General features: G+C 63.7%; 10 protein-coding genes. 2 read left to right on the forward strand and 8 right to left on the reverse strand.

The features are described from left to right. Nucleotides 1-238: 238 nt before the first annotated feature. Nucleotides 239-550, reverse strand: a complete 312-nt coding sequence (locus tag HZ992_RS16570; RefSeq protein ID WP_209382933.1) for a helix-turn-helix domain-containing protein — start codon at nt 548-550, stop codon at nt 239-241. 102 nt (nt 551-652) lie between these two features. Between HZ992_RS16570 and HZ992_RS16575 the strand changes: the two genes are divergently transcribed. Next, complete coding sequence (locus tag HZ992_RS16575) at nt 653-1,264, forward strand: hypothetical protein (RefSeq protein ID WP_209382934.1); 612 nt, start codon at nt 653-655, stop codon at nt 1,262-1,264. Between the two features lie 35 nt (nt 1,265-1,299). Here HZ992_RS16575 and HZ992_RS16580 read toward each other — a convergent pair whose 3' ends face one another. Then, the gene (locus tag HZ992_RS16580) at nt 1,300-1,497 is read right to left on the reverse strand and encodes a hypothetical protein (protein ID WP_209382935.1); all 198 of its coding nucleotides are present in this window, start codon (nt 1,495-1,497) and stop codon (nt 1,300-1,302) included. A 363-nt stretch (nt 1,498-1,860) separates the two neighbouring features. On the opposite strand from HZ992_RS16580, the gene HZ992_RS16585 reads away from it, so the two are divergent. After that, nucleotides 1,861-3,417, forward strand: coding sequence for a DNA cytosine methyltransferase (locus HZ992_RS16585; protein WP_209382936.1), 1,557 nt, complete (start codon nt 1,861-1,863; stop codon nt 3,415-3,417). On the opposite strand, the gene HZ992_RS16590 is transcribed toward HZ992_RS16585, so the two are convergent. Genes HZ992_RS16590 through HZ992_RS16615 form a run of 6 tightly spaced genes read right to left on the reverse strand, consistent with a single transcriptional unit; the run spans nt 3,398 to nt 13,735 of the window. Then, complete coding sequence (locus tag HZ992_RS16590) at nt 3,398-3,874, reverse strand: very short patch repair endonuclease (RefSeq protein ID WP_209382937.1); 477 nt, start codon at nt 3,872-3,874, stop codon at nt 3,398-3,400. The genes HZ992_RS16585 and HZ992_RS16590 overlap by 20 nt on opposite strands. Nucleotides 3,875-3,904: 30 nt before the next feature. Further along, on the reverse strand, nt 3,905-5,677 hold the full coding sequence (locus HZ992_RS16595; RefSeq protein ID WP_209382938.1) for an AIPR family protein: 1,773 nt from the start codon (nt 5,675-5,677) through the stop codon (nt 3,905-3,907). Next, the gene (locus HZ992_RS16600) at nt 5,678-6,682 is read right to left on the reverse strand and encodes a PD-(D/E)XK motif protein (RefSeq protein WP_209382939.1); all 1,005 of its coding nucleotides are present in this window, start codon (nt 6,680-6,682) and stop codon (nt 5,678-5,680) included. Next, complete coding sequence (locus tag HZ992_RS16605; RefSeq protein WP_209382940.1) at nt 6,666-9,524, reverse strand: Z1 domain-containing protein; 2,859 nt, start codon at nt 9,522-9,524, stop codon at nt 6,666-6,668. The genes HZ992_RS16600 and HZ992_RS16605 overlap by 17 nt, the downstream gene beginning before the upstream one ends. 21 nt (nt 9,525-9,545) lie before the next feature. Next, on the reverse strand, nt 9,546-10,997 hold the full coding sequence (locus HZ992_RS16610) for an ATP-binding protein (protein WP_209382941.1): 1,452 nt from the start codon (nt 10,995-10,997) through the stop codon (nt 9,546-9,548). Nucleotides 10,998-11,032: 35 nt separating this feature from the next. Then, nucleotides 11,033-13,735 carry a sigma-70 family RNA polymerase sigma factor gene (locus HZ992_RS16615; RefSeq protein ID WP_209382942.1) on the reverse strand — a complete coding sequence of 901 codons (2,703 nt, stop codon included), beginning with the start codon at nt 13,733-13,735 and terminating at the stop codon, nt 11,033-11,035. Nucleotides 13,736-13,944: the final 209 nt, after the last annotated feature.

Consider the following 13,944-nt stretch of genomic DNA (forward strand, 5'->3'; position numbering starts at 1 on the left):
CCCGCTCGCTCGCAGCAGTCGTGAGCGACTCGACGACGTTCACCTGGCGCGCAGACGATCGGCGCGGTTGTTTCGCCCAGGCAGTTCTCAGCGAACGCAGTGACCTGGTGGTCGTTCTCACTTCTGTGGCGACGATCGCTCGGTGGCCCTTGGGCGTTGACCTCGCCTGGCAGGTCACAGCGCTGATGTGCCGGCTGCGGGCGCGGTCGGCGCCCGCCGACCAGCGATCGGCCGATCGCTACGCCGCGGACTTGCGCCGGCGTCCGCGCGCCAGTTGCGCGACCACACGCGCGACGAGTTCCCCGCCGTCGACTTCGAGCGCACCGGCGATGCGCAGCAGCAAGGCCAACGATGGCTGACGCTCGCCCCGCTCGAGCTTGCCGTAGTAGGAACGATCGACGTGGGCCAGCAAGGCGAACTTGTCCTGGGCGACGCCGCGTTCTTCGCGCAGCGCGCGGACCACCTCGCCGAAGGCGCGCGCGACGTTCGGTTCGAACGACGTAGCGCGCTTGGCGGCGACGGGAGCAGAGCGACTCGAGGTGGAAACCACGGTCGCAGAGTGCCCGGCATGCTATCTTGTTGGCCACGGCATATATGCCGTTTCTCACGGCGCGAACAACTTGTTGCGCTCAACACTGAGGAGGAACATCCTATGAAAAGCCCGATCACCGCCATCTGCGCGGCTGCAACTCTGCTGGGCGGCTGCGCATCGATGACCCCGACCAAGGAGACGTCGGTGGGATACGCGATTTACGACATCAAGGCGTCGGGCGACGTGGGCAGCGCCAAGCTCGCCGAGGCGATCCGCACCGCACTGCAGCGGAACACCAGCCGCGCGCAGGTCAGCAACGGCGTTCCGCCGTCACCGCTGCCCGACAAGGCTCCGCGCTTTCAGCTGGTGTCGCCGTTCAAGGGCAGCGGCCTGGCGGCGCTGGCAGCCGCCCAGGGCCAGTCTCTGCAGGTCCCGACCTGCGAGGGTGCCACACTGACCGCCAACGCCCGCGATTCGTCAATGGGGAGCTACGGCGAGAGCACAACCTTCTTCGCCTGCCTCATGCCCTACCAGGGCGGGTACAGCTTGAACATCTACACGACTTTCACCAAGCTGTCCGGAAGTGTGAGCGCGGCGACCTTGGGGGCCACGCTAGTGCGGCCATTTGTCGGGGATTCTGGGCCGTTCATCCAGCGCACGATTGGGCAGATCGTCGAAGGAGTTCAGCAAACCGGGGCGACGGTGTCCCTTGTGGAGGCGTATCCGCGCTGATACGCCGGCTGGCGCGTGAACTGGGCGCGAGCGCGTCAGCGAAGGCGGGTTCCCTTGGGGACCGCCTTCGCCAGTCGGCGATCGCGGTCTCGAATCTTGCGCTTCAGTTTCGTCGCGAACCTGCGAAGGACTTCGTCAGAGAAGCAGGTGGCGACGTAGGCTCGGACGCCGCTTGGTGTGGTGAATGCAACCACCTCCTTGTCGCCGCGCCTGAGGATCATGGGCTTGTCCATGCTTGCAGTACATCGCGCGCGGGTAGGGGTGTCAAGCCCCAGGAAGGGAACGCCGTCCGGACGGCTAAGAAGCCTCGACCACTCGTTGACTTTCGCGAACGTCCTACCTGGCAGCTTGCGGGTGGGACGCGCACTTCGACCGATGCGAACGCCCCCTGGTAGCTCACGCCATGAGCCAGTCGCGGGCGAACATCGGGCAGTTCACAAACCTAGCACGACCCTCACCTTGGCATCCGCCATACTTCTGGTTTGGCCAGAGGGAGGGGATGGTGACCGTTGGAGATGACTGCCAACGCATGCCGCCACATGGCTCGTATATCCGGCGTCGCACATGCTCCAGGTAGCGGCCGTACTGACCTACTGATGACACCAAAGACCAAGTCAATACCCGTCGTAGACCTCTTCGCGGGCCCGGGCGGACTGTGCGAGGGATTCTCGTCAATCCTTGACGAAAGCGGCACGCGTCGGTTCGACGTAAAGGTTTCCATCGAGAAGGACCCTGTCGCACATCGCACGCTGATGCTGCGATCAATCTTTCGCAAGTTCTCGAGGGCCGAGGTGCCCGACGTCTACTACGACTATGTACGAGGTGCCATTGACCGGGAGACGTTCCTGGGTCACCCAGAGATTCGCGACGCCGCCAAGCACGCCGCTCAGGAGGCGCGTTGCGCAGAGTTGGGCAAGACCTCGGTCGAACATGTGGACAGCTGGATCGCTGGCGCACTGAAGGGCGCTTCCGATTGGGTGCTGATCGGCGGGCCGCCCTGCCAAGCCTATTCCCTCGCCGGCCGCTCGCGGCTGCGACCCGGCAACCGTGAGGCATTCGAGGCCGACTCCCGCCACTTCCTCTACACCGAGTACCTCCGCATCATTCAGCGTTTTGAGCCGACGGTCTTCGTGATGGAAAACGTCAAGGGCATGCTGAACTCGCGCAACAGTGGTGCGCGGATCTTCGAGCGGATCCTCGCGGATCTGGCCAAGCCCAAACCCGGGGTTTCCTATCGAATCAGGTCGTTTGCCGTCGACAAGGACGAACTCGAGCCCGAAGACTTCGTCGTGGAGGCTGATGATCACGGAGTGCCGCAGACGCGACACCGAGTCTTCCTCTTCGGCATTCGGGAGGACGTTGCCGCAAGGACGCCCTCGCTACGGACGCATCCGGGGCGCTTTGTGCTCCGAAAGGCTGACGTCAAGACCGGCATGGCCGCTGCACTCGAAGGGCTGCCGCCGCTGCGCAGCAGACTCTCTCAGGAAGAAGACTCTCATCAGGCCTGGCTCGCGGCATTGCGTGAGGCGCCGGACACTCTCAAGGACTGGCGTGCTGGCCTCCGGCCAATGATCGACAGGATGATGCGGGACGCGGCCTTCCACGCCACACAGCACTCCTCGTACGGTGGATCGTTCGTTCCCGGCAGGCTTGCCCCGCCCGACAGGATGCCTGCCCAGCTGCGGTCCTGGCTGCTGGATTCGCGCTTGGGTGGCACGCTGCAGCACGAGAGCCGGCGGCACATGCGTTCGGACCTCCACCGCTACATGTTTGCGGCCTGCTTCGCACTTGCGCAGAAATACGCTCCGAACCTGCGAAACTTTCCCCCAAGGCTTCTGCCGGACCACGTCAACATCGACGCAGACACTGTCCCGTTCGTCGATCGCTTCCGTGTCCAGCTGCCGGACGATCCGTCCTCAACCGTGGTCTCCCACATCAAGAAGGACGGCCACTACTACATCCACCCCGACCCTTCGCAGTGCCGAAGCCTGACGGTCCGCGAGGCCGCCCGGCTTCAGACCTTTCCCGACAACTACTTCTTCGAGGGTGGCAGGACCGAGCAGTACGGACAGATTGGCAATGCCGTTCCCCCACTGCTGGCACGAAAGATTGCGAAGATCGTCTATCGATTGATCACCCAGCCTCGCGAGTGACCGCCGATCCGGGGCCAGCAATCTCCCCAAATGCCTCCCCACTTTCGATCCATGCCTGAAGCAGCGACGGCAGCTCACTCAACGTCTGCAAGTCGCGGAAGGCACATTCCCAAACCCACAGCACGCGCCAACCCATCGCCGTGAGGTCGGCCAGCACAGCACGGTCACGCGCGGAGTTGCCACTAAGCTTCCCATGCCAAAACTCAGGCCGGGTCGATGGCATCTTTGCGAAGCGGCACCCTGCGTGCATGTGCCAGAAGCAGCCCTGGGCGAAGATGGCGATCCTCCGTCCGGGCATTGCGATGTCGGGTGACCCTGGAAGATCCCGCCGGTGCAGGCGATAGCGATATCCAAGGCCTGTCAGGGCCTTGCGCACGAGAACCTCCGGTTTTGTGCCCTTCCCCCGGATGCCGGACATCATCCGGCTTCGCTGCTCGGGAGTGACTACATCTGCCAAGGTCGACCTCCAGGGCAGGCCTGCCGCCGATCAGCGCTTTCTGAGCTCGGGGATGGTCTCGTCCACGGCCGAGTATGTGGCTCCGAAGACTGCATCCCGGCACTCGGACTTCTTGGCCCATTCGGAGATCATCCGGCCGTTGGCCGTCCGTGTCAGCAACTGATCAACTTCCCTTGCCCATCGGGCAATCTGATCCATCAGCTGCGGCGATCCGCCCTGCGCGTTCCAGATCCGTTCCAGATCCAGCCGCCCGCCCACTCGCTCGGCGAGCAGCGAATAGGCATAGGCGGTGATGTTCGCCTGGAAGGCCGGGAACATCGGCCGGATGAGCTTCTGGGCGTCACGATACAGCTTGGCCTTGGCGATCATCTGTTTGAATTCGGCCACGTCGGGCTGCGGAGCCTCGCCTCCGTCAGGGCCCGAGAGGGACTCCATGAACTGCACGAAGTTCTTCTGCGACCCGCGGCTCACGACGTCGGGACGGCGATCCCACGCAGTCAGGTACTTCGCCAGGTCAGTCTTGGTGATGCGCCGGGCCACCGGCATTTCATCCTTGAGCTTCCTGAGCTTGGCGGGAGTCGTCCCCTCCCTCGAGAGCATGGTGTTGTAGCTACCGGCGGCGCGTTCATAGAACCAGCGGCTGCGACCGTCGGGGCAGTACACCGAAAGTGACAGCCGCTCGACCGCCACGTGAAATGGCTTGTTCGCAGACAGGTCCGATTGCCTCACGGCGTTCTGGGTGTTGGCAAATCGCGAGATGTCCGCGACCAGTGACTCCTCCTTCACCGGGTCTTCTGTCTTCATCACGATGATCTTTGCCGGGACCCGCACCCGAGAAAGGTCGGTTTCCGGGTACTTGCGCTTGGTGAAGTAGATCGAAGCTGTCGTCTGACCTCCGTTGACGATCTGCAGCCCCCTGAGCCACGCAATGCCGCCAACGCCGCCGTCTGCCTCGCCAAGCCTCATCTCGTCGGCCACCATGACGATCCCATTGTTGTAGGCCATGAAGCGGCTGGGCGCGGATCGCAGCGTCGTTTGAATCCCGGCATTGACTCCCTTGCCCTTGACGCTCAGGAACGAGCGGACGTTCGCCTCGAGCAGTCGTGCCCCGAACTGCTCATAGAGCAGCCTCAGGGCCTCGCCAGGGATGGCCGTGAGTGCGTAGTCGTAGTCCTCGCCATCGCCCGGCACGAAGACGCACGGTAGCGGCCCCCCTGACACATCGGTGAAGTCGACAACAAGTTCGTCGCGCGGCTTGCCCTCCGACCAGTGGCGATGAAGCCGGGCAATGTCCATGACCTCGAGATGCACGGTCTTTCCGGCGATCTCTCGCGGCTTGAACTGCAGTGTCCGGGCCACCCTGTCCGTCAACACGTAGATGCGGATCTGCTCCAGATCGTCGTACATGCCCTGGATCAGCTCGGCAAAGATGCGCACCTCGTCCGACGGGTCGAGCCTTGCCGCAAGCTTTCCTTCCGCGCACAGCCTCAGGAAACGCAGGCATTGTTCGACAGCGGTCTTGGTTTCCGTGTCAGGCACCTGCACGACCTCGTCGACCCCCTCATACAGGCTCACAAAGAGGTCCAGCTGTTCCTGTTCCTCCGAAACGGAGTAGCCGCTGAGACGGACGTTCGCATTTGCCACCGTCCTCGAGAAGTGCATCAGCTGCGGCTCATAGGTCATGCCGATTTCTTCCATGTGTCGGGTGACGATGTCGGTGAATCGCCGCTCCGCGAAGGGCTCGCCATCCTCCGCCTCGCGCACCTCGGCCTGCGTTTCCCTCAGAAAGTCAATGAGTTCCATTCAGATCGCCTTCATGTCCCGCAGTGCGGTCGGCAGGTCCACCGCTTCGACAGTCACCCTGTCGATGTCGATGTCGTAGGTCGCCCGCGTCACGCCGGGGGGGACGGAGTTCGGTGTCAGCCTGGGAAATCCGGATCCGACGCAAAGGACCCGAAACTGGGCCGGCACGAACGTGCGGACATACTGCTGGGCATGCACGTCCCGGTATCCTGACGCAATGAGCCGGTCGGCTAGAAGGCGCTGCGCCTCCGCGTCGGAGGCCATGGCATCACGTGCGGCCTGCACCGCACCTGCAAGTGTCCGCCCGGCCTGAGTCTGCCGCAATCTGTAGGCGGCCACGAAGAGCGGTTGCCGTTCGGTGTCGTCGAGCTGCGCCAAACTGCCCACGCGCGCTGGAAATCCGGTCGTTGACACGGTGCTCTTCACCTCGATTCCGCCGGTGCCCAGCTCGAAATCCCGCAGACCGTTCAGCGGCCCCTTCCAGGCCGCACAAGCGACCGCCGGCTCCACACCCTCATCAAGCAGCCGAAGGAGCATGCAGAGTTCTCCGAAGAGCCCGATCTCCGCCTCGGCGCCCAGTGGCTGGCCTCCCTTTCGCATGAACTCCTGCCAGGCACGGACGCGGCCAATGAGCGTCGCGAATGCCTTGGGCTCATTGTTCGACGGGCACTGGGCAAGTGCGGCGCCCACGTCGCGCGCCATGGCGGCGAACAGTTCGAGGCTGGCCGTGTCCCTCCGGGTCAACGCGATCCAGACACGGTCGTCGCCAAGCGCAACCGGCTCGACCGTGAACCCTCCGCCTTCCGGCCACTTTGTGCCCTGCGGAATTGAGCGGACCGAGAACTGCGCGAGCACGGACTCTGCGCCACCGGGGTAGCGCCTTCCCGCATGCACGAGCGTCGATCCCGCGGGGGAAATCGCGATGCTCCGCCATCCCTCGCCAGATCCGTCGTCCGGACCAAGCGACGCCCACGCAAGGGCGAGATCGTCACTCGACGGAGCCATATTGCTCCTCCCAAAGCAGGTGGTCCACCTTGTATTCGACAGAGACCTCCTGGTCGCTCGACGGGAAGCTGGCGGCGAACCCGAGGATGGGCTTGTCCCAGCCCTCCACTGCAGTCCTCCCGTTGGGCTTGGGTGAAAGCGGATACAGCAGCAGCAGGCCACGATGCTCGGCACCGGGTGTGCCGGCCTTCCTGAGGTCCCTGAGCGATCGACCGCTTGGACGGGACGGCATTGGCCGATTCTTCGCACCCTCTCGCTGCCAGGCCTCGATGGTGGAGGCGAGCGCGCCCTTCCAGGCATCGAGTCCAACATCGATTCCCTCATCCGCTGGATCGGTCAGGACTCCAATCGAGTAACCCTTTCGCTGCTCCTTGGGCGAACGCATCGGCATGTGGGTCACCTCGAATCTGCCGGCGAACGAGTGTGTCCCGATCTGTTCGTCCGGTCGACCTTCCGCCAGCAACGCAACGGTCCACAGCCCAAGCTCGCCCTTGTTGTTCATCTCTTCGATGAACTCGGCCATCACGGTCCCGTTCGCCCGCTCGATTCCCGGCGCCGCGGCGTAGGCACGAAGGAAGGCCTTGATCCTTTCGCTGTCGACATTCCGCCAGAGCCAGGAGCGCTCCCACTTGTCGTCTCGCTCGGGACGAGCCTGCGTTGGACCCGCCACCGCGGGCTCGCCCATACCGGCGATGAGCCTCTCGGCTGCATCCAGATTTCCCTGAAGTGCTCCAACATCGCCCGGGAAGGCGATTGTCTGGGTCAGGGATCCGCTGTACGAAAGTCGCACGGTCTGGGCCGTGCGCATCTTCATGGGCGAGGTCACAAGAAGGCTCGGATGCGAGGCCACCTTGAGGCCATACTTGTCTGGCGTTGCGCCCACGGCCACCATTGCGTCGAATTCCTGGCGCAACTCCTCGGCGGCATCAGCGATCAGTCTGAAGTTGCGGATCAGATCTTCCGTCGTGTAAAGACGACACAGGTCGAGGTAACCGGGTCGATACCCGAACCATCGCCCCATCTGCATGAGCGTGTCGTACATCTTCGTCGTGCGGACAAAGTAGCTCGTCATGAGCCCTTCGAGTGTCAGGCCCCGCGCAAGCTTGTCGCCGCCGATGGCAATGACCTTGAGGCCGGTGGCATCCTTCTCGACATAGTCCAGAGCGTCCTTCGCCGAACCATTGATCGTCTTGACCACGATGTCGGCCGCGGCGTCGGGTAGTGTCGCCTTGATCTGCTTCCATGTCGGCAGTTCGGTGATGGCTTCACCTTCAACCAGTGACTCCCGAACCTTGTCATGCGTCGGCTCAAAGTCCGACTCCCAGAGATCCCGGAGCTCCGTGAGCAGGACCGCGTCGTCGATCCTTCTCGTGAGCCGCTGGGCAACCCGTTTCATGAACTCCTCGACCTGGCGCCGGACATGACCCTGGACCATCGTCAACCTGGTGACGTGGATCAGCATCGAGCAGTGTCTCGTCTTCTGCCCCCGACACGCCCTGGCCGCGCAGGCAAGCAAGAACGAGAGGATGGCCTTCTGCAGGGAAGGAGGCAGCGCGTCCTCGCCCATGTGGGTCGGGATGTGCTCCTTCCTGTGCCTGGGCTGCATCCAGCCGGTGCCATGCTCGTTGGCGTGGTCATCGAACTCCCGAATCAACGGAAGTCCGCCGGAGCGGTCGCCCGCGGGGCCTGACAGCCCGAAAACTCGCCCAGGCCCTACGTAGTTGGACGGCGCCGCGAGATTGCGGATGAAGGAGCGGGGGAACAAATCGTCGCCCTCGTCCTTGGTCGTGCCTCGTCGGTGGATGAAGACGTTGGCAAACGGCGTGGCCGTATAGCCAACGTAGGCCGACTTGGCGAAGGTGGCCAGGATCTGGCGGATCAGGCTGTTGATGGCCTTGGGCTCATGCTCCGGATCCGGAACACCGTTCTCATCGAACTCCTGCTCGCCGGTGTCCACGGACGCGTTGTCGGCCTCGTCGTCGATGACCAGCAACGGAAGGTTTGTCGAAATCCGGCGCCCGGTTTCCGGGTCGTTCGCGTTGGCCACGTGGTTGCTCTGCATCCACTTGAGCAGTTTCTCCAGCACGGACTTGTTCTTCTTGACGACGAAGAGCCAGGGTCGCTGTTCGGGGGAGACTGAGAACTTCCTGGCCGCTGCACCGTTGAAGTCCCCCTTCTCATCTCTTGACGTCGCGCAGTTCGGGTGGATGTTCGGATCGCGGTCCTCGAAGAACACCCCGATGGGGTTACCGGGGTCGCGGTTTGGGGAAGTCTCATAGCCGAGGAACGACTCCTCCAAGCGCATCTGAGTCTGAGACCGAAGGTTGTTGTGCATCCCCGCGAGCACAACGATGATCTTGTAGCCCGCGTCGGCGGCCTTGCAGATGAGCGCAGAGTAGCTGCTTGTCTTTCCCGACTGCACGTGGCCGACGACCAGTCCCCTCCGGTCCCACGGACCGTTGCGCTTCGGATCCTCCAGCTGCGCGATGATCCCGTCGGTGGACCGATCGAGGGCCTCCACGACTGTGACAGACATCGCGCGCTCCAGGTAGCGCTGAAGGCGCTGCCAGTAGCGCCAGTCCTTCTTCAGCGAGGGCTGGAACCAGTCCTCGTGTCCATTGGGGTCACTCAGGGCGGCATCGTTGGGGACCCAGTGACTGAATCGCCGCACGAGCTCGGCGACAACTGCCTGCTCGTCAAACGTTCCAGGCGCGGCCTTGAGCGTCATGGCCGCCATACGCACCATGTCACCGATGGCACTTGGTGACCTCGTGGTCGCCTCAGGTTCGTCGCGCAGCAGGATCTGTGCGATCGAGACAATCTTTGACTCAAGCTCCGTCATGGGCTCCTCGCTGGCAGCATTTCATTGATCGAGGCGCAGTGCCGCCACCGCTGCCGGATAGTCCTGAAAGGGTTCGGTCGAAGCCAGCGCCTTTCGGGCGAGTTCCTCGCTCATGCCCCGGCGTACAACCATGTCCCTGAACAGGACCGAGAGCACTCCCTGTACCGCTGCGGCAGGCTCGCCGGAGAACCCGACGCGTGGCGTGTCCTTGGCCTCCGCGGTATCGAGCCAGATGCGCTGCACAGGCACCGTTTCCTCGATCACGCGCAGCATGGCACGCACGAGGGCAGTGTTCCCGCCGCTGACCTCCAGGACGGCTGCCACAGCTGGATGACTTTCGTCGATCCTGTACCTGGTTCCGGCCTGGGTCGCCTCCGTGCGCCAGGCCAGTTCGAGCGGGGCCGCCCCGGAGCGGGGCTGCGGGCTGGCCCGGAAGGCGAAGACACGGCGCGCCCGCTCGCGCGTGTCCTCGGCGAGCTTGGTCAACCAAGGTCGGAGCGAGACCGGAGGCCGTGCGGTCGACTTGCGGATGTCGATCTTCCAGGCGGCATCCGCGGTGTTGGGGATGTCGAGCCGGATGCGCGCCAGACGGTAGGCCTCCTCGCGATTCCAGGCACGCCCTTGACCGAGACCAAGCCACCCGCCGGCCAACAACAGCCGGTCGTTGCGGTAGACGTAGAAGCCCTGCTGCGCACTCCAGCCGGAAGGGCCGGCATTGCGGTCGAACTCCTGCTGGCTCAATCGGTCCTTGTGGGGAAGGACGTGGCACTGAACCGCCACCGGACCGGAATCGGTGCTCCTGCGTTCGACAGGAGACTCCCAGGGCTTCGACGTATGGCCCATCATGAACGGATCCCACGCCTGCACCTGTCGCCCGTTGATCACGAGCCGCAGCCTCGGCCGCGGTTCGTTGATGAAGCGATGGAACACCATGGCGAGATGGCTTTCGACTTCATCCACCAAGTCCAGAAAGTGATCGGATGTGAAGGCCCTGGTTACGATGCGGTCCAGTGTCTCCCACAGCACAAGTGTCCCGGACGGCTGGTTAGAAAGGGGCGCGATGAAGCTGACCGATTCGGGCGCAGGGCCTTCCAGCATTGCCCATCCGCCATCGGGATCGCGGGCGAGTTCGTCGAGATCCCAGCGCAGACACGCAATCGAGTCGCCCTTCGTGCTTGCGACGGTGAGGCGCCGGCACTGCGAGAACGACGCCGTCTTGAGGCCCATGCCGAACCGCCCCAGATCGCCCGCGTCGCGCGCCTCCAGCGGGCTCCTGTCCCCAAGCGTCATCGCTCGCTCCAGCGCGGCATCGTCCATTCCACGACCGTTGTCGAGGATCGCGATCCTGCTGGAAGTCTCATCCCAGATGAACTGAATGTCGACCGTCGTCGCTCCGGCCGCGATGCTGTTGTCGACGATGTCGGCAACGGCGGCTCCTGCGGAGTAGCCCAGGCCCCGCAGGGCCTCGAGCATCGCGCTTGCCCTTGGCGGAGCCAGCCTGCGGCCGTTCATTTGCTGTACCCCTCACCCGCCCTCAGCGTGTAGCCCAATTCGACCAGGCAGCGAATCAGATTTCGTTTCTTGCCGGTGTCCGCTTTGAAGATGCCAAACACGTAGCGCTTCCCCGCGCCTTCGCCCTTCACCGAGACCGGAACTCCAAGCTTCCACGCCCTTGCGACGAGTTGTTCCATTGCGCCGACGTCGCCTTGACTCGCACCAGGCTCCTCAACGTCATCGACAGCGCCGGCAGTTCCCGACCCGTTTGGGAGCTGCAGCGTGGCAGTCGGCTCTTGGCTGTCACCGATCAGGTCGTGCTCACCGAACACCTGCCGTCCTTCTACCTGGGCAGACTGGTCTGCCTCGACAGGCAGGCCCAGCGCGGCCGCAATGGCCTCTCTTCGCGGCTTGGCAGTCAGGGTCTTGAGGGATTTCGCCTCGAGTTGACGGACACGTTCGCGCGTCACGTCCAGGATCTGCCCGATCTGCTCAAGCGTCATGGCCTCTGGAACGCCAATGCCGTAGCGCATTCGGACGACCTCCGAGTCCTTGCGCTTGAATCTCGAAAGCACACTGTTCAGCACCCCAACGCGCTCCTTGGCGAAGACCAGGTCGAAGGGGTCGTCCGATGGCGAATCCAAGAGTCCGTCGAGCTCTGCCTGCTCCATGGAGAGCGGTTCAGAGAACGCACGTGCGGCAGTCTCAAACCTCCGGATAGACAGGCCGCACAGGGCAGCCTGCTCGGCGATCGACAACTGACTTCCGCGCTTCCGCTCGAGCTTCTCGGCTTCCCACCGGCCGCGGGACACGCGTTCGCGAATATGAACCGGCAACCTGATCGCGAAGAGCTTGTCGGCGACTCCGCGCGTCAGGCTCTGCCTTATCCACCAGGTCGCCATCGTCGAGAAGCGGAAGCCTCGACGCCAGTCGAAACGATCCACTGCACTCAAGAGCCCGATGTTGCCGTCCTGGATGAGGTCCTCTATCGCTGCACCGGAGTGCAGTTGTTTCCTGGCCATGTCGATGACCAGCCTCAGATTGGCTTCGGCCATACGCGATCGATGGCGGAGCAGCTCCGTGATGGCGCGCCGATACGGTCGTGCAGCCGCATCTCGGCCGTCAGCAGGAACGTCGGCGATGGAAATCAGAAATGTTCGCCGGAATCTGAGGCGAGCGAGCTGCTCGCGCAGGGTTGAGACGACCTGAGGTGACGACGTGCCGTCTGCAAGCTCGGCGATCCGCTCGAAGACCTCCGTGGGGTCATCACCCGGCAGTTCGTCGCCCAGCATGGCAGCCTCCGGATCCGCGTCGCCGCCATCAATCTCACCGCCTTCAACTTGCTCGGCGACGCCTTCCTCGAATTCGCCATCCGCCGGGGCATCCGTCTGCATAGACACGCCTGCATCTGGCGCCGCTGCTGCAGTGACGACGATTTTTCCCAGGGCTACCGCGTCGGCTCGGGCCTGCTCGAATGCCTGCAGGAGGTATCGGATGCCTTCGGGCCATCCCGCGAGTGCATCGAGTGCCTGTCCGATGGCGACATCCATCGACTTGGCCAGAGCCACTTCCTGGTCTGCGGTCAGGAGGGCATGGGAACTGGCGGATCGATAGTAGAGGCGCACAGGGTCATTGCCCCCCGAACGCATCTGTTCGAAATGAAGGAGCGCTGAATCGATCTCCGCCTCTTCGCCCTCGGACTCGTGCCCGACGATCGGAACCTCAAAGTTCTCGCTGGGACACGACGAGTGAAACTCCAGCCGCTCGTCAACGTCTGCCCCCAGGTCTCCCACGATGAACTCGAAAGCAGCCTCGGCCTGCTCATCGCGGTTCTCGCCATCTCCGCGCTCTGACAGAGCGTCCTCTATGGCCACCTTCGGAACACTGCCCTCCCTCAGGGCGCGAAGGAGCAGATCACGGAGTGTCTGGAGGAACGCCACATCCTCCGACCTAGCCAGAGGTCGTGCCAACTCGGGAAGGATGGCGTCGAACGAATCCCAGCTCGCCCCTCGATCGATGGGCGCGTGCGCATTAATGCGGCGCTGCCGGTCGGCTTCGGCGCGTGTGAGCTCAGGGTTGTCTGGCGGTGGATCGGGCGCGTCAACTGGCTCCCAGTCGCCAAGGTCAGGCTCGGACAGCACCACTTCTTCATTCGGCAGATTGCCCGAGTGCTCCCGAAATACAGCGACTTGCTTTGGCTCCGGCTCCAGCGGAGCACCTTCGGGTGACGTCGAGTGAGGCTCCGCCTCCTTCGGCGTGGTTTCCACGAAACTGAAATTGCCTTGTCCTGCCAGGTGCGCCGCACCGTCGGCGCGACCTGAATCCGCTCCAACGGGTTTGCCAGCCGAATCTCTGGCCTCATGACCCGCCAGCGCAGGGTCGGAAGCTCGCACCGGCACCTGACCCGCTCGCACAAGATGCTCTTGGATGGCTGCGACTGCCTCGGCAGAGCCGTGCGCAACCGCCGTCGAGAGCGCGTCCCGCCCTACCGGGTCGATTGCAGAAGGGTTCGCCCCCGCCTCGAGCAGCATCCGACAGATGGATCCCCGGTTCCGCGCGGCTGCGATCAGAAGCGGAGTGAGCCCGGCCTCGTCACGGCCTTCAAGGTCGTCCCCTCGGGAGATGTGCAGACGGACTGCTGACTCAATGCCCGCCGAGACTGCGACCTTGAGCAATCGGCCGAGCGGACGGTTGAGAAGGCGCTCCGTCTCGGCCATGGCTAGTCGCGCACACGGCGATATTGCCTGCAGTGCACGGGCATGCGCTCGCATGCAGCATGAACTGCCATCAAAACGTCAACTGTCCCAATCCCCCCGTCGGTCATATCCCCTCTTGTGTCCGAATTCTACGAGGCACCCTTGCGGGCTTGCCGGCTCCGGCTCCTCGACCGCGAGTGCGCGCCTGACAAGCGAAGTTTCACCGTGAG

This window comes from Rhizobacter sp. AJA081-3 (assembly GCF_017795745.1).
GTDB lineage: Bacteria > Pseudomonadota > Gammaproteobacteria > Burkholderiales > Burkholderiaceae_C > Piscinibacter.